The 16,343-nt window shown below is 65.8% G+C and carries 15 protein-coding genes; 8 read left to right on the top strand and 7 right to left on the bottom strand.

Translation table 11 applies throughout. The features are described from left to right. The first annotated feature begins 278 nt into the window (after positions 1-278). Complete coding sequence (locus RTO53_RS15025; RefSeq protein WP_312238550.1) at positions 279-890, top strand: superoxide dismutase; 612 nt, start codon at positions 279-281, stop codon at positions 888-890. 76 nt (positions 891-966) lie between these two features. Here RTO53_RS15025 and RTO53_RS15030 read toward each other — a convergent pair whose 3' ends face one another. Beyond that, a complete protein-coding gene (locus tag RTO53_RS15030; RefSeq protein ID WP_312238561.1) occupies positions 967-1,770 on the bottom strand; it encodes an endonuclease/exonuclease/phosphatase family protein in 804 nt (267 codons plus the stop codon). Positions 1,771-1,991: 221 nt separating this feature from the next. Between RTO53_RS15030 and RTO53_RS15035 the strand changes: the two genes are divergently transcribed. Together RTO53_RS15035 and RTO53_RS15040 are read left to right on the top strand one after the other, a co-directional pair. Then, positions 1,992-3,554, top strand: coding sequence for an oligopeptide:H+ symporter (locus RTO53_RS15035; protein ID WP_312238551.1), 1,563 nt, complete (start codon positions 1,992-1,994; stop codon positions 3,552-3,554). A gap of 8 nt (positions 3,555-3,562) precedes the next feature. Next, the gene (locus RTO53_RS15040; RefSeq protein WP_256775575.1) at positions 3,563-4,186 is read left to right on the top strand and encodes a rhomboid family intramembrane serine protease; all 624 of its coding nucleotides are present in this window, start codon (positions 3,563-3,565) and stop codon (positions 4,184-4,186) included. A gap of 112 nt (positions 4,187-4,298) precedes the next feature. On the opposite strand, the gene RTO53_RS15045 is transcribed toward RTO53_RS15040, so the two are convergent. Further along, complete coding sequence (locus tag RTO53_RS15045; protein ID WP_256775574.1) at positions 4,299-4,475, bottom strand: hypothetical protein; 177 nt, start codon at positions 4,473-4,475, stop codon at positions 4,299-4,301. Between the two features lie 306 nt (positions 4,476-4,781). Between RTO53_RS15045 and RTO53_RS15050 the strand changes: the two genes are divergently transcribed. The 3 genes from RTO53_RS15050 (at position 4,782) to cfa (ending at position 7,153) form a co-directional block, all read left to right on the top strand. Further along, positions 4,782-5,096, top strand: coding sequence for a GNAT family N-acetyltransferase (locus tag RTO53_RS15050; protein WP_312238552.1), 315 nt, complete (start codon positions 4,782-4,784; stop codon positions 5,094-5,096). Positions 5,097-5,159: 63 nt separating this feature from the next. Continuing rightward, entirely contained in the window at positions 5,160-6,020 is an 861-nt protein-coding gene (locus tag RTO53_RS15055; protein WP_312238553.1) for a DUF4163 domain-containing protein, read from the top strand. 14 nt (positions 6,021-6,034) lie between these two features. After that, positions 6,035-7,153 carry a cyclopropane fatty acyl phospholipid synthase gene (gene cfa / locus RTO53_RS15060; RefSeq protein WP_312238554.1) on the top strand — a complete coding sequence of 373 codons (1,119 nt, stop codon included), beginning with the start codon at positions 6,035-6,037 and terminating at the stop codon, positions 7,151-7,153. 312 nt (positions 7,154-7,465) lie between these two features. Here the strand turns inward: cfa and RTO53_RS15065 are convergent, their stop codons facing one another. Continuing rightward, the gene (locus RTO53_RS15065; protein WP_312238555.1) at positions 7,466-9,637 is read right to left on the bottom strand and encodes a M3 family metallopeptidase; all 2,172 of its coding nucleotides are present in this window, start codon (positions 9,635-9,637) and stop codon (positions 7,466-7,468) included. Positions 9,638-9,926: 289 nt separating this feature from the next. Here RTO53_RS15065 and RTO53_RS15070 point away from each other — a divergent pair, with 289 nt between their 5' ends. Further along, positions 9,927-10,409 carry a glutathione peroxidase gene (locus RTO53_RS15070; RefSeq protein ID WP_312238556.1) on the top strand — a complete coding sequence of 161 codons (483 nt, stop codon included), beginning with the start codon at positions 9,927-9,929 and terminating at the stop codon, positions 10,407-10,409. Between the two features lie 211 nt (positions 10,410-10,620). On the opposite strand, the gene RTO53_RS15075 is transcribed toward RTO53_RS15070, so the two are convergent. The 4 genes from RTO53_RS15075 to sigJ form a co-directional block, all read right to left on the bottom strand. Beyond that, positions 10,621-11,400: a ferredoxin--NADP reductase gene (locus RTO53_RS15075; RefSeq protein WP_019185907.1), complete on the bottom strand. Its 780-nt coding sequence runs from the start codon at positions 11,398-11,400 to the stop codon at positions 10,621-10,623. A gap of 94 nt (positions 11,401-11,494) precedes the next feature. Continuing rightward, complete coding sequence (locus RTO53_RS15080; protein WP_312238557.1) at positions 11,495-13,366, bottom strand: ABC transporter ATP-binding protein; 1,872 nt, start codon at positions 13,364-13,366, stop codon at positions 11,495-11,497. A gap of 321 nt (positions 13,367-13,687) precedes the next feature. Continuing rightward, complete coding sequence (locus tag RTO53_RS15085) at positions 13,688-14,131, bottom strand: carboxymuconolactone decarboxylase family protein (protein ID WP_312238558.1); 444 nt, start codon at positions 14,129-14,131, stop codon at positions 13,688-13,690. A gap of 35 nt (positions 14,132-14,166) precedes the next feature. Further along, the gene (gene sigJ, locus RTO53_RS15090) at positions 14,167-15,063 is read right to left on the bottom strand and encodes an RNA polymerase sigma factor SigJ (RefSeq protein ID WP_312238559.1); all 897 of its coding nucleotides are present in this window, start codon (positions 15,061-15,063) and stop codon (positions 14,167-14,169) included. A gap of 154 nt (positions 15,064-15,217) precedes the next feature. Here sigJ and RTO53_RS15095 point away from each other — a divergent pair. After that, positions 15,218-16,343 (top strand): fumarate hydratase (locus RTO53_RS15095; protein ID WP_312238560.1); only part of this gene is annotated, 1,126 nt, incomplete at its 3' end.

The raw sequence follows: 16,343 nt of genomic DNA on the forward strand, positions 1-16,343 counted from the left end.
CAGCAGTACGATGGCGACCAGCAACAGCAAAGGTTTGCGCATGGGCGGGGCGGGGCAGGGAAGACGGCCCCTACTGTACCGTCAACCGCGCACGGGGCGATGAGGCGCAGCCCAACAATGCCGCGCTGCCGTCACCGCTGCGTAACATCGTGTGCAGAGCCTGCATGCACGAGAGCAGGTTTCCTTTACACGGGGCGTGGTAAGCTTGTCGGCCATCCCCATCATCGTCAGCGCAACGCCCGGTCTTCGCCGGGTGAGTGAGCTACCAGGAGAACCACATGGCCTATACCCTCCCCAAGCTGTCCTACGCCTACGACGCACTCGAGCCGCATATCGACGCGGCCACGATGGAAATCCATCACACCAAGCACCACCAGACCTACATCAACAACGTCAATGCTGCACTGGAAGGCACCGAATACGCCGACCTGCCGATTGAAGAGCTGGTCAAGAAGACCAAGTCGCTGCCGGAAAACCTGCAGGGTCCGGTGCGCAACAACGGTGGCGGCCATGCCAACCACAGCCTGTTCTGGACCGTGATGTCGCCCAACGGCGGCGGCGCTCCGGTCGGTGAGGTCGGCAAGGCGATCGAATCGCAGCTGGGCGGTTTCGACAAGTTCAAGGACGCCTTCACCAAGGCGGCGCTGACCCGCTTCGGCAGCGGCTGGGCCTGGCTGAGTGTCACCCCGGACAAGAAGGTGGTGGTGGAAAGCAGTGCCAACCAGGACACCCCGCTGATGGATGGCAACACCCCGATCCTGGGTCTGGATGTGTGGGAACACGCCTACTACCTGAAGTACCAGAACCGTCGCCCGGAATACATCGGCGCGTTCTTCAACGTGGTCGACTGGAACGAAGTCGAGCGTCGTTACCAGGCCGCGATCGCCTGAGCGATCCAGCACGGTAGATGAGCAAACGGCCAGGCAGCGATGCCTGGCCGTTTTCGTTGCGGCGCCGGGCCGGGGATCAGGGCGCGCTGACCGGCACCGGCGACTGCAGCCGCAGCGTGGCCATCACCCCCAGCCGCAGCGCGCCCTTGTCGGCATCGCCGCTGTCGCTGGCCGGCAGTTTCAGTGCCTGCTGGCCGATGCCCTCGAAGTGCTTGACCTGGAACAGCACGTCCAGCCCATGGCCGCGCGCGCTGCCGGCCACCGACGGCGGGTCGACCCGCTCGCCCGGATTGCGGCGCGCCGGCTGGAAACCCGGCGAGCTGCGCACCAGTTCGGCGGTGTCGGCGGAAAAATCACCGGCGATCAGTGAAGGCAGGCCCTCGGCGGTGGCGCCGATCCAGGTCATCAGGTCGCTGGTCTGGTGGCGCCGCACCAGCGGCTCGTCCGGATCGGGACGCAACCGCGCCACATAGATATTGATCAGCTCTTCCTGCAGCTTGACCCGCAGCATGCCGGCGGCGCTGAACTGGCCCGGTGGGTGCAGCAGGGTCACCCCGTCCTCGCTGACCGGCAGCCGGGTCAGCATGGCGCTGCCATGGCGCAGTGGCTGGCTGGGCGGGTCGGCGGTGACGAAGTCGCAGCTGTAGCGCAGCCGCGAGGCCAGCCAGCAGGCCGGGTTGCGGCCCTGGGTCTGCAACACCCGCTGCACCGCGATCACATCCGGTTGCAGCGCATCGAGCATCTGCAGTACCTGGTCGCGACGTTGTTCCCACTGGCCCTCGCCCAGGGTGGGCAGTTCCAGCGTAGCCACCTTGAGCAGGCGTGGCCCGTCCTCGGCCTGGCGCGCATGCGCCTGTGCGACCGATGCCGCCAGCAGCATCAGCAGCAGCCAACCCGGCCAACGTCCCGTGACACCAATGGAGATCATGCGCATAACGATAAGTTTACGCTTGCGCCGTCGAGGCTTCGTGACTTCCGTTGCGATCTGCAGCGATCCACTGCCATGTTCGGCGTCTGCTGTCACGTAGGGTCGCAGCGTGCGCCGCTCCGGGGCTTCCGGTAAGCTCGCGCACTTTCGTATTCGCAGGACAGCCCCATAGGATGAGCACGATCGCAGCCGCCAGCCCCGGCAAAGGAAAGTTGCCAGGCCAGATTCCGTACATCATTGGCAATGAGGCCTGCGAGCGGTTCAGTTTCTACGGGATGCGCAACATCCTGGTGCAGTTCCTGATCACCTCGCTGCTGCTGCAGGAGATCACCGCCGAAGGCCGTGCGGGCGAAGCCAAGGACATCATGCACAGCTTCATGATCGGCGTGTATTTCTTCCCGCTGCTCGGTGGCTGGCTGGCCGACAAGTTCTTCGGCAAGTACCACACCATCCTGTGGTTCAGCCTGATCTACTGCGCCGGCCACGCCTGCCTAGCGGTGTTCGAGGACAGCCGCCAGGGCTTCTTCCTCGGCCTGGGCCTGATCGCGCTGGGCGCCGGTGGGATCAAGCCGCTGGTGGCCTCGTTCATGGGCGACCAGTTCGACCAGAGCAACAAGCATCTGGCCAAGGTCGTGTTCGACGCCTTCTACTGGATCATCAACTTCGGCTCGCTGTTCGCCTCGCTGCTGATCCCGCTGGCGCTGAAGAACCTGGGCCCGCAGTGGGCCTTCGGCATCCCGGGCATCCTGATGTTCGTGGCCACCTTCGTGTTCTGGCTGGGCCGCAAGCGTTACGTGCTGGTGCCGCTGCCGCCCAAGGACCCGCATTCGTTCGGCAACGTGGTGCGCACCGCGCTGTCGGCGCAGGTGCCGGGCAAGGGCCGTCCGGGCCGTACCCTGGCGATCCTCGGCGCTGTGCTGGCGGTGGCCTCGCTGGGCCTGGTCGGCAGCCTCGGCATCGTGATCTGCCTGTGCATCGCGCTGGTGCTGCTGCTGGCCGGTATCGGTGGCGGTACCTGGATCCAGCTTGACCGCGCCCGCGCGGTGCACCCGGCCGAAGCGGTCGAAGGCGTGCGCTCGGTGCTGCGGGTGCTGGTGATCTTCGCCCTGACCACCCCGTTCTTCTCGCTGTTCGACCAGAAAGCGTCCACCTGGGTGCTGCAGGGGCAGCAGATGGCCATGCCGTCGTGGTTCACCGCCTCGCAGATGCAGGCGCTGAACCCGCTGCTGGTGATGCTGCTGATCCCGTTCAACAACCTGGTGCTGTACCCGGCGCTGCGCCGCTTCGGCGTCGAGCCGACCGCACTGCGCCGCATGACCGTGGGCATCGCCTTCAGCGGGCTGGCCTGGGTCGTGGTGGGCGGTATCCAGGTGATGATGGACGGCGGCAACGTCATGTCGATCTTCTGGCAGATGCTGCCCTACGCATTGCTGACCTTCGGTGAGGTGCTGGTCTCGGCCACCGGCCTGGAGTTCGCCTACAGCCAGGCGCCGCAGGCGATGAAGGGCGTGGTGATGAGCTTCTGGAACCTGACCACCACCATCGGCAACCTGTGGGTGCTGCTGTCCAACGCGGCCGTGCGCAACGACACGGTGACCCACCAGATCGCCAGTACCGGCCTGAGCGAGGCCGCGTTCCTGATGTTCTTCTTCGCCGGTTTCGCCTTCCTCGCCGCGTTGGCCTTCGGTTGGTATGCCAGGCGCTATCGTATGGTCGACAACTACCGTACGGCCTGAGCCCTGACATGACCCCCGTCAACCTGCTGCTGATCGCCATCACCGTCATCGTGTCGTGGATGGCGTTCAAGAACCGCAAGCTCGGCGACCGCCTGATCCTGTGGCCGCCGGCGGTGGACCGCCACCGCCAGTACGACCGTCTGGTGACCTACGGGTTCATCCATGCGGACCTGGCGCACCTGGCGTTCAACATGATCACGCTGTTCTTCTTCGGCGGCCAGATCGAGTCGGTGATGATCCAGCTGACCGGCAGCTACCTGACCTATCCGGCGTTCTATCTCGGCGCGCTGGTGATGTCGATCCTGCCCAGCTACCTGAAGAACCAGAAGAATCCGAACTACCTGAGCCTGGGCGCGTCCGGCGCGGTGTCGGCGGTGCTGTTCGCCTTCATCCTGCTCAGCCCGTGGAGCGTGATCTTCGTGTTCTTCATTCCGGCGCCGGCGATCATCTACGCGGCGTTCTATGTGGGCTACAGCATCTGGATGGACCGCCGCGGCGGCGACCGCATCAACCACAGCGCACACCTGGCCGGCGCCGCGTTCGGGGTGATCTTCATGCTGGCCATGCGTCCGGCGATCTTCGAGCACTTCCTGCGCGAGCTGAGCAACCCGAGCTTCCGTCCACTGGGATGATTGCCGGGATACCGGCGTACCGACCAGCGGTCGGTACCTGCCCGGACCAGGAACGCCGACAGCCGCCGGCGGAAGGGCACGACCGTGGGTCGTGCCACGGGCAAGCGACGCGTTACGCCACTTTCTTGCCGTCGGTGCCGTACGCGCTGAGCAGCCGGGCGTAGACCTCGTTGTCGATCTGATCGAATTCCCAGCCGTTGGTCTGGCCGTTCACGGCCAGCTGGAATAGGCCTTCCAGCAGCGAGCTGTCGGCATCGGCCGGGGCCGGGGAGGTGGGTGCGTTGTCCATGAGGACCTCCAGGTAAAACGGATTCGGGCAGGCAGGTGTCGCAAAACTCGTGCCAGCTTTCACGCCCTGTCCGTTACCGATATCGGCTTGAACGGCTGAGACTTTAGCCGCGCGCGGGACAGCGCTTCGGGACGGCAGGGCGATGACGGGACGCGTGCCCAGGCGCCGGTGCCCCGGTCCTCCCCAGGCAGGGCGCACTGGTCCGGAAGTGACGCTCAGCGTCGCTGCTTGCCCCTGTTCAGGCTTCACGCGATCATGGCGCTACGCTGCGCACTATCGCGTCAGTTGCCGCAGGAGACACCGCCCATGGCTTCGGTCACCCCGCCCGGATTGGCGTACGAGGTGGAGCACGATCTGGCCAACCACCGCTTCCAGGCCCGGATCCAGGGGCACCTGGCGCTGCTGGACTACCAGATCAAGTCGCTGAAACGACAGAAGCGCATGGTCATCACCCACACCGAGGTGCCCGAGCCCATCGCCGGCCGCGGCATTGCCGGTGAGTTGACCAAGGTGGCGCTACGCTATGCGCGCGAACACAAATACAAAGTGGTGCCGGCGTGTGCCTACGCCGAAGCCTTCATGCAACGACACGAGGAATACGACGACCTGCTCGCCGGTTGACGGCGGGCGGTCTCGCGTCAGGGACGAAACAACATGATGCTGGGTTTCAACAAGGGGATTGCAATGAACATCGTAGTAAACCGTCGCGCGCTGCGCGCCAGCGCGTTGGCCATGGCCGTGGGCCTGGTGCTGGTGGCGGGTTGCAAGCGCGACGCGGGCGATACCGCCACGGCACCGGCCGATGGCGCGACCGCCACGCAGCCGGCGAACATCGAAGCGCCCGTCGCGGCCGCGCCGGTCGAGCTTCGCGACGTGATCGAGAACACGCCGCAGGCCGTCATCGGGATCAGCTACCCGACCGACATCGCCAAGTACCCGGGCCTGGCCAAAGCCTTGGCCGATTACGCCACTGCCGCGCGCGGCGAGTTGCAGCAGGCCGTCGATGGTCTGGGCAACGACAAGCCGACCATGCCGTACGAGCTGTCGCTGAGCTTCGAAAAAGTGCTGGAAACGCCGCAGCTGGTAGTGGTGAGCGCCGATGGCAGCCGCTACACCGGCGGTGCCCATGGCGAGCCGCTGGTGGCGCGCTTCGTGTGGCTGCCCGAACAGCAGCAGATGCTCACCGCCGACAAACTGGTGGCCGATGCCAAGGGTTGGAAGGCGGTCAGCGATTACATCGGTGACCAGCTGCGCGAGCGCGTCGCCACCCGCCTGAGCAGCGAAGACATGGACCCGGGCCAGTTGCAGGAATCGCTGCGCAGCGCCAGCCGGATGATCGCCGACGGCACCGAGCCGAGCGCGGAGAACTTCAGCCAGTTCCAGCCGCTGACCGGTACCGATGGCAAGATCAGCGCGGTACGCTTCGTGTTCCCGCCGTACCAGGTGGGGCCGTATTCGGATGGCACGCAGACCGTGGACGTGCCGGCCAGCGTACTGGCGCCGCATGTCGGTGCGGCATATGCGGGATTGTTTGCCCAGGGCTGATCGACGGAGGCGACGTGGACGCGGGACTGCAACGACGAGTGGCGCTGTTGCTGCACGAAGCGGGGATCACCGTCGACGGTGACCAGCCCCACGACATCCACGTCCACGACCCGCATTTCTACACGCGGGTCATGGCCCACGGCTCGCTGGGCCTGGGCGAGAGCTACATGGACGGCCAGTGGGACGTCGCTGCACTGGACGATTTCCTGTATCACCTGATGCAGGCGCACCTGGACGACCGCGTACACGGCTGGCGCGAAGTGGCCGATGCGCTCAAGGCGCGCCTGTTCAACCTTCAGGCCGGCAGCGGCAGCTTCGAGGTCGGCAAGCGCCACTACGACCTCGGCAACGATCTCTACGAAGCGATGCTCGGCCAGCGGCTGGTCTACAGCTGCGGCTACTGGCGCGATGCCGTGGACCTGGATGCGGCACAGGAAGCCAAACTCGACCTGATCTGCCGCAAGCTCGGGCTGCGCCCGGGCCAGCACGTGCTGGACATCGGCTGCGGCTGGGGCGAAGCATTGAAGTTCGCCGCCGAACGTTACGGCGTGTCCGGCGTGGGCGTCACCATCTCGCAGGAGCAGGCCGACTACGCCCGCCAGTTGTGCGCCGGGCTGCCCATCGAGATCCGGTTGCAGGATTACCACGACGTCGAAGAGACCTTCGATGCCATTTTCTCGGTGGGCATGTTCGAACATGTCGGCGAGAAGAACTACCCCGGCTATTTCGAGATGGCGCGGCGCTGCCTGCAGCCGCACGGTCTGTTCCTGCTGCATACGATCGGCGGCAATATCTCGCGGCACCGCACCGACCCGTGGATCGCCCGCTATATCTTCCCGAACTCGATGCTGCCTTCGGCCGCGCAGATCACCGCCGCCTACGAAGGGTTGTTCGTGCTGGAGGACTGGCACAGCTTCGGACCGGACTACGACCGCACGCTGCAGGCGTGGCGGTTGAACATCGAGCAGGCGTGGGGCGAGCTGGACCCGCAGCGCTATGACGCGCGATTCAAGCGCATGTGGCGGTTCTACCTGGCGGCGTCGATGGCGAGTTTCCGCTGCCGGAATTCGCAGCTGTGGCAGGTGGTGTTGTCGCCCAACGGCGTACCGGGCGGTTACATCGCGCCGCGCTGACGCCGCGCGGGTGAACGCACTCCTTGTGATGGGTCGGCTGTCGCCAACGCAGCAAGCCCACTGCGATGTGGGCATGTCCTCCGACAACGCCACTGTGCTCGAGGCCCTTCTGGCCGCTGGTCAGCGGGTCCGATCTGCCTTCGCAGGAGCGTCGGATCCCGACGGAGCGCTGCTGTCCGCGCATGAGGTGCATTGCCAATGCGTTGGCCGTCCATCCGGATGATGCGCGGCTGCCAACCGCCGGGATGGATAATAAAAAACCGCCCGGCAATGCCGGGCGGTTCTGTTTACACGCGTTGTTGAATCAAACGCTTACTTCTTCCCATCACCGCCGGTCAAACCACGCTTTTCCAGCAGCGGTTCGATCTGCGGCTCATGCCCGGCGAAGGTGCGGAACAGTTCCATCGCATCCACGCTGCCGCCCTTGGACAGCAGGGTCTGGCGGAAATGGTCGCCGTTCTTGCGGCTCAGGCCACCGTTTTCGCGGAACCACTTCTGGGTGTTGGCATCCAGCACTTCGGACCAGATGTAGGCGTAGTAGCCGGCCGAGTAGCCGCCCATGATGTGGCTGAAGTACGGAGTCTTGTAGCGCGGCGGAACCGGCGCGTAGTAGATGCCGTCCTTCTCCAGCGCGGCGCGCTCGAAGGCCATCACGTCCTTGGCGGCCGGGACCTGGTCCGGACCGATCTGGTGCCAGCGCTGGTCCAGCATGGCCGCACCCAGGTACTCGGTGGTGGCAAAGCCCTGGTTGAACTTGGCCGCGGCGATCACCTTGTCCAGCAGGGCCTGCGGCATCGCGGTGCCGTTCTGGTAGTGCTTGGCGTAGTTCTTCAGGATGGCCGGGTTGTCCGACCACATTTCGTTGACCTGCGAGGGGAACTCGACGAAGTCGCGCGGCACGGCGGTACCGGAGAAGTACGGGTACTTCACGTTGGAGAACATGCCGTGCAGGGCGTGGCCGAACTCGTGGAAGGTGGTGGTTACTTCATCCCAGGTCAGCAGCGAAGGCTGGCCCGCCGGCGGCTTGGGGATGTTGAGGTGGTTGGCCACCACCGGCTTGAAGCCGGTCAGTGCGGACTGGGACACATACGAGTTCATCCACGCGCCGCCGCGCTTGGAGGCGCGTGCGTAGGGGTCGAAGATGAAGATCGCCAGCTGGCTGCCGTCGGCGTCGAACACGTCATAGACGGTGACGTCCTCGTGGTAGACCGGCAGGTCGGTGCGCTGCTTGAAGGTCAGGCCGTATTCCTGGTTGGCGGCGAAGAACACGCCGTTTTCCAGCACGTTCTTCAGCTCGAAGTACGGCTTGAGCTGGGATTCGTCGAAGTTGTACTTGGCCTGGCGCACCTTCTCGCTGTAGAAGGCCCAGTCCCACGCTTCGAGCTGGAAGGCCGGCTTGCCGGCGGCCTTCTGTTCCTTGTCGATCATGGCCTGCAGGTCGGCCGCTTCGCGCTTGGCGTTGGCGACGGCGGCCGGGGCGAGCTGGCCGAGCATGGCGTTGACCGCTTCGGGGGTCTTGGCGGTCTGGTTGGTCAGGTTGTAGGCGGCGAAGTTGGCAAAGCCCATCAGCTTGGCCTTGTCGGCGCGCAGCTGCATGATGCGCGAGACCAGCGCGGTGTTGTCGAACTCACCGCCGCGGCTGCCGCGGGTGATGGAGGCTTCGTAGATCTTCTTGCGCAGGTCGCGGTTGCGCAGGTTGGTCAGCGGCGGCTGGCCGGTGGTGTTGAGCAGGGCGATGACGTACTTGCCGTCCAGCTTGCGGGCCTTGGCGGCTTCGGCGGCGGCAGCGATCTGCTCGGCGGACAGGCCGTCGAGCTGCTTGACGTCATCGACGACGACGGCCGACGCATTCACTTCGTTCTGCACGTTCTGGCTGAAGGTGGTGCCCAGGTTGGCCAGCTCGGCGTTCATCGCCTTGAGCTTGGTCTTGTCGGCCTCGTTGAGCTTGGCGCCGGCGCGGACGTAGCTGTCGTAGTACTTCTCGACCAGGCGCACGCCTTCGGCGTCGAGGCCGAGCTGGGTGCGGGTGTCGTACAGGGTCTGGATGCGGGCGAACAGCTTGCCATTGAGGGCGATGGCGTCGCTGTGGGCGGCGAACTTGGCCGAGTAGTCGGCCTGCAGCTTCTTGCGCGCGTCGTTGGTATCGGCGCCGACCAGGCTGAAGAAGACGGTGGTGGCGCGGTCGAGGGTGTCACCGCTCTTTTCCAGGGCGATGAGGGTGTTGTCGAAGGTCGGCTTGGCCTTGTTGTTGGCGATTGCCTCCACTTCCTTCAGCTGCTGGGCCATGCCGGCGTCGAAGGCGGGCGCGAAGTCGCTGTCCTTGATCTTGTCGAACTGCGGGTAGTGCAGCGGCAGGCGGCTGTCGGCGAAGAAGGGGTTGGCCTGCTGGGCGTTGGCGGCCACGGGGGCGGCGGCAACGGCGGAATAGGCGGGCAGGGCAAGGCCGAGGGTCACGGCGACAGCGAGGGCAAGACGGGTGGTCAAGGGGAATTCTCCGGTCAGACAAGTGCACGAGGTTACCCCGGCGCCATGGCAGGGGGCTTGTGTCGAAAGGCATGGGATTGCGGGCCGGGTCTGACAGCCAAGGCCAAGGCGGCGGCGCGGGTCGGGCTGCGCGTTGCGGGGCGCCGTGAAAACGTCCGCGTGGGCTCGCGCGTGACCTGCTCCTCATGAAGCCGGATGGTAGAGCCACCCCATGGGTGGCTGCTCTCGAGGGCAACAGCGCGTCACCCCCACAGCGCTAATATGTCTCCCTTCCACCGGAGCACGCCCCATGACCAGCGCTTTCGATTTCTCGTTCGTGGATCTCACCGGCCAGCCGCAGGCGCTGGAGCAGTACCGGGGCAAGGTACTGCTGGTGGTCAACGTGGCCAGCAAGTGCGGTTTCACCCCGCAGTACGAGGGGCTGGAAGCGCTGTGGCGGGAGTACGCGCCGCGCGGGCTGGTGGTGATCGGGTTCCCGTGCGATCAGTTCGGGCACCAGGAGCCGGGCAACGCCGATGAGATCCGCAATTTCTGCTCGTTGACCTACGCCGTCGATTTCCCGCTGTCGGACAAGGTGGACGTCAACGGCGAGGGCGCGCATCCGCTGTGGCAGTGGCTCAAGGCGGAGAAGTCCGGGGTGTTGGGCACGCGCGGGATCAAGTGGAATTTCAGCAAGTTCCTGATCGGCCGCGACGGGCAGGTGCTGGAACGCTATGCGCCGACCGACAAGCCGGAATCGCTGCGTGGGGATATCGAGGCGGCGCTGGGGTGATGCGGGCGTTGGCCCCCGCTTGATGGCGGCAAGGTAGTGCCGGCCGCTGGCCGGCTCCGCGCGGACATGGATCGTGGAAGGCCCCAGCCACGCATGGCGTGGCTCTACCTGGCGCGGATGGGATTCGTGGAAGGCCCCAGCCACGCATGGCGTGGGGCTAAGGGTCCCGTGGAAGGCTTCAGCCACGCATGGCGTGGCTCTACGGGTGCGCTTACTTTTCGACGAACGCGCGCTCGAACACGTAGTGGCCCGGGGTACCGATGCGCGGCGAGGTCTGGAAGCCACGGCTGTCCAGTACGGTGCGCAGGTCGGCCAGCATCTGCGGGCTGCCGCAGATCATGGCGCGGTCGTTTTCCGGATCCAGCGGCGGCAGGCCCAGGGTCTTCTGCATTTCACCGCTTTCCATCAACGAGGTCAGGCGGCCCTGGTTGGGGAACGCCTCGCGGGTGACGGCCGGGTAGTACAGCAGCTTGTCGCCGATCATCTCGCCGAGGAATTCGTGCTCGCGCAGTTCCTTCTCGAACAGGTCGCGGTACGCCAGGTCCTTTTCGTAACGCACGCCGTGGGTGAGGATCACCTTGTCGAAGCGCTCGTAGGTCTCCGGGTCCTTGATCACCGACAGCCACGGCGCCAGGCCGGTGCCGGTGCCCAGCAGGTACAGGTGCTTGCCCGGGTGCAGATCGCTGATCAGCAGGGTGCCGGTGGGCTTCTTGCCGACCAGGACCTTGTCGCCCGGCTTGATGTGCTGCAGGCGCGAGGTCAGCGGGCCGTCCTGGACCTTGATGCTGAAGAACTCCAGGTTCTCTTCCCAGTTGGCGCTGGCGATGGAATACGCGCGCAGCAACGGGCGTGCCTCGGTTTCCAGGCCGATCATCACGAACTGGCCGTTCTCGAAGCGGAAGCCGCTGTCGCGGGTCGTGGTGAAGCTGAAGTAGGCGTCGGTCCAGTGACGGACCTCAAGCACCGTTTCGGCGCCGAAAGCGGAAGACATGGGGGTGGGGTCTGATCTGTTTTGTCCCGTCCAGTTTATCTCAAATGAGATAAATTCTCATTGACCGGCCGGAAAGGCTTGTGGAGTGGGGGTTTCAACGGTACCCGGCGGCCTGCAGTTCGAACAATTCGGCGTAACGACCGCCCTGGGTCATCAGTTCGGCATGGGTGCCGCTTGCCTCGATCCGGCCGCCGGCCAGCACCAGGATGCGGTCGGCCATGCGTACCGAAGAGAAGCGGTGCGAGATCAGCACGGCGGTGCGCTGGTCGGACAGTTCCTTGAAGCGCTGGAACACCTCGAACTCGCTGCGTGCATCCAGGGCGGCGGTGGGCTCGTCGAGGATCATCACCTGCGCATCGCGCATGTAGGCACGGGCGATGGCGATCTTCTGCCACTGCCCGCCGGACAGGTCCACGCCTTGTTTGAAGCGGCGTCCGATCAGCTGTTCGTAGCCGTGCGGCAGCGCATTGATCACTTCATCGGCCATGCCGCGGCGGGCGGCGTCGCGGATGCGTGCATCGTCGGTCATTGCCTCGACCAGTCCGACGCCGATGTTCTCGCCTGCGCTGAGGTTGTAACGCACGAAGTCCTGGAAGATCACGCCCATGTTGGCGCGCAGGTCATCCAGGTCGTAGTCGCACAGGTCGCGTCCGTCGAGCAGGATGCGGCCTTCGTCCGGGTCGTACAGGCGCGCCAGCAGCTTCACCAGCGTGGTCTTGCCAGCGCCGTTCTCGCCGACCAGCGCCAGCACTTCGCCGGCGCGCAGTTCGAAATCCAGGTGGCGCACCGCCCAGTTTTCCGCATCCGGGTAGCGGAAGCCGACGTTCTCGAACACGAAGCCTGCGGTGATCGGCTGCGGGATCGCCACCGCATCGGTGCGCGAGTGGATCTCCGGCTGGATCTGGAAGAACGAGAACAGGTCGTCCAGGTACAGCGCCTGCCCGGCGACCTGCGAGAAGCCGATCAACAAGCCCTCCAGCAACTGGCGCAGACGCAGGAAACTGCCGGCCAGGAAAGTCAGGTCGCCGATCGAGAAATCGCCGCGCACGGTGCGCCAGGCGATGTACGCATAGGCGGTGTAGTAGCCCAGCGTCCCGAGTGCGGCCAGCAACGTGCCCCAGAACGCACGTTTGCGCGCCAACGCGCGGTTGGCATGGAAGAACTTGTCGGCCAGGAACTTGTAGCGCTCGATCAGGAAGCGGTGCAGGTTGAAGATCTTCACCTCCTTGGCCGTTTCCACGCTGGCGCCGATCTGGCGCAGGTAATCCAGCTGGCGACGCTCGGGCGTCCACTGGAAGTTGAGCGAGTAGCCGGCTGCGTTGAAATGCGATTCGCCGATGAAGGCCGGCACCAGCGCCACCGCCAGCAGCAGGATCAGCCACGGTGCATACACCAGCAGGCCGACCGCCAGGCTGGCCACGGTGATGGCGTCCTGGACCTGGCCGAACAGCTGGCTCATCAGGTTCATCCGGCCCATGGTCTGGCGCCGCGCGCGGTCCAGCTTGTCCTGCAGGTCCGGGTCTTCGAAGTCTTCCAGGTCCAGTTCGGCGGCATGCTCCATCAGCCGTACGCTGGTGACGTTGGTGAACAGTTCCGAGAGCAGGCTGTCGGCATAGCTGACCATGCGCCCCAGCAGGTCGGACACGATGGCCAGGCCGAACTCCAGTGCGAGCAGGCCGAGCAGGGGATTGAGCAGGCCGCTGGACAGCGCTTCACCGAACGGCGGGAAGCCGGCGTCATGCTGGCTCAGGTGCACCGCCGCGTCGATGATCAGCTTGCCCACGTACAACATCGCCACCGGCAGCAACGCGCGGATCAGGCGCAGTCCGAGACTGGCCGAGGCCAACCACGGGCTGGTCTGCCAGACCTGGCGCAGGAACGGAGGCAGGTTGCGCATCGCCTGGAAGCGTTCGCGCAGGCTGGGATTCTTCTGGCCGGAAGCGCCGGCAGCGGGGGAGGCGGGCATGGCGCTATTGTGCGCGCCGCGCGCGTGGCGGAGGCATGAACGCACGCAACGCACCCGGGCAATGCCGGCCGTCGGCAATGCCAGGATGTCACCGGGTAGTGCCGGCCGCTGGCCGGCTCCACGCGATGCCAGGGTTTTACCGGGTAGTGCCGGCCGCTGGCCGGCTCCACGCGATGCCAGGGTTTCACCTGGAGCCGGCCAGCGGCCGGCACTACCGTGCGATGGCATTGTTTCACCTGGAGCCGGCCAGCGGCCGGCACTACCGGGTCATGCCGGCACGATGCGGCTGTGTCGACACGACCGGAATGCGTTTCTCCCCGCTTATGGCAGCGGCGGCAGCAACCCGGCGCCCAGCCGGTTCCACGCGTTGATCACCGCCACGCCCACGCTCAGATCGCTGATGCCCTTCTCATCGAAGTGCGGCGACAGTGCATCGAAGGCGGCATCGGACGGCGCACCCTCGGGCAGCCGCGTCAGCGCCTCGGCCCAGCCCAGCGCGGCGCGTTCGCGTGCATCGAAGAAGCGGCTTTCGTGCCAGGCCGGCAGCGTATCGAGCTTGCGTGGCTCGATCCCGCCTTTGCGCAATGCGGTGCCGTGCATGTCCATGCAGTAGCCGCACCCATTGATCTGCGAGACGCGCAGGAACACCAGCTCCATCAGCGTGGGATCGATCGAACTCTCGTGTACGGCCTTGCTGGTGGCCAGCAGGCCCTTGATGGCCTCGTTGGCCAGACGGAAATACGGAACGCGGGGCGAAGTGGACATCACGGACTCCATGACGGCCACGCTGGCCGTCTTCATCAGGAGGACGCGCCTGCATCGCCGGCTGTGACAAGCGCGGTGAGTTTTTCCGGATTGAGTACGCTCAGCACCTGCGCGATGCGCTCGCCATCGATGCTGACCAGGGTGATCGAGTGCAGGTGCGCGCCCTCGAAACGCAGAATCGCCGGCTCGCCGTTGACGTAGCCGATCCGCGCCGGATGCGCGCCGTTGCGGCGGGCAATGGCCCAGTACAGCTGCGCGATGCGTTCGGCGCCGAGCAGCGGCCGGATGGCCGCCGTGACCCGTCCGCCACCGTCGGAGACCATCTCGGCGTTGGCGTGCAGCAGCGACAGGATCGCGGCCTGGTCGCCGCGCTGGGAGGCGTCCATGAACCGGGTCAGCAGGTCGCGGTGCTGCGCGGGCGAAACATCGAAGCGCGGCTTGCCGGCCTGCAGCCGCTGGCGCGCGCGGTGCACCAGCTGGCGGCAATTGGCCAGGCTGTGGTCGAGCAGCGGGGCGATCTCGGGATAGTCGTAGTCGAACACGTCCTTGAGCAGGAACGCGGCGCGCTCGTCCGGCTTCAGCTGTTCCAGCAGGGCCAGGAAGGCCACTGAGACCTCGTCGGCCAGCGCGTGGCGTTGCGCCGGGTCGTGCAGCGGATCGGGATCCAGTGCGATCTCCAGCGGCTCGGGCAGCCACGGGCCCACGTACTGAACCCGTGCGTTGCGTATGGCGCGCAGCCGGTCCAGCCCCAACCGGGTGGTGGCGGTGACCAGCCAGCCCTCGGGGTCGCGGATCGCGGCGGTGTCAGCGCCCTGCCAGCGCAGCCAGGCGTCCTGGACGATGTCCTCGGCGTCGCTGCGGCTGCCCAGCAGGCGGTAGGCCAGGGCGAACAGGCGGGGACGGTGGATCTGGAAGGTATCGGTCGGGGTCATGCCGGGAGGACGCCGTGGAGTGGGCGTCTGTGACAGGGCTGGGCGATCACTGTGCACCAAACGCCGGGCCCGCGAGCGATTCTCAACGCCGCCGGGCGGGACTTGTTAAAATCGGCGGTTCAACCCCCGCCAGCCTCCAGCAAGCGAGCAAGTCGTGACATCGATCAAGCAGGAAGACCTCATCCAGTCCATCGCCGACGCGCTGCAGTACATCTCGTACTACCACCCGGTCGATTACATCAAGAGCCTCGCCGCTGCTTACGAGCGCGAAGAATCGCCGGCCGCTAAGGAAGCGATGGCCCAGATCCTGATCAATTCCCGCATGTGCGCCGAAGGCCACCGGCCGATCTGCCAGGACACCGGTATCGTCACCGTGTTCCTGGAAATCGGCATGAACGTGCGTTGGGACGATGCCACGATGGGCGTGGAAGACATGGCCAACGAGGGCGTGCGCCGCGCCTACAACTACCCGGACAACAAGCTGCGCGCCTCGGTGCTGGCCGATCCGGCCGGCAAGCGCATCAACACCAAGGACAACACCCCCGGCGTGGTCAACGTCAAGGTCGTGCCGGGCGACACCGTGGAGGTGATCGTCGCCGCCAAGGGCGGTGGTTCGGAAGCCAAGAGCAAGTTCGCCATGCTCAACCCGTCCGATTCGATCGTCGACTGGGTGCTCAAGACCGTGCCGACCATGGGCGCCGGCTGGTGCCCGCCGGGCATGCTCGGTATCGGCATCGGGGGCACCGCTGAAAAGGCGATGCTGCTGGCCAAGGAGTCGCTGATGGAGCCGATCGACATCAACGAGCTCAAGGCCCGTGGCGCCTCCAACCGCGCCGAAGAACTGCGCCTGGAGCTGTTCGACAAGGTCAACGCGCTGGGCATCGGCGCGCAGGGCCTGGGCGGCCTGACCACCGTGCTGGACATCAAGGTCAAGGACTTCCCGACCCACGCGGCCAACCTGCCGGTGGCGATGATCCCCAATTGCGCGGCCACCCGCCATGCGCACTTCACCCTGGACGGCAGCGGCCCGGTGATGCTCGATCCGCCGTCGCTGGAAGACTGGCCGCAGATCACCTATGACGCCTCCAAGGGCACCCGCGTGGACCTCGACACGGTCACCCCGGAAGACGTCGCCAGCTGGAAACCCGGGCAGACCCTGCTGCTCAACGGCAAGCTGCTGACCGGTCGCGATGCCGCGCACAAGCGCATGGTGGACATGCTCAACAAGGGCGAGCCGCTGCCGGTCGACCTCAAGGGTCGTTTCATCTACTACGTCGGCC

This window comes from Stenotrophomonas sp., assembly GCF_031995405.1.
Taxonomy (GTDB): Bacteria; Pseudomonadota; Gammaproteobacteria; order Xanthomonadales; family Xanthomonadaceae; genus Stenotrophomonas.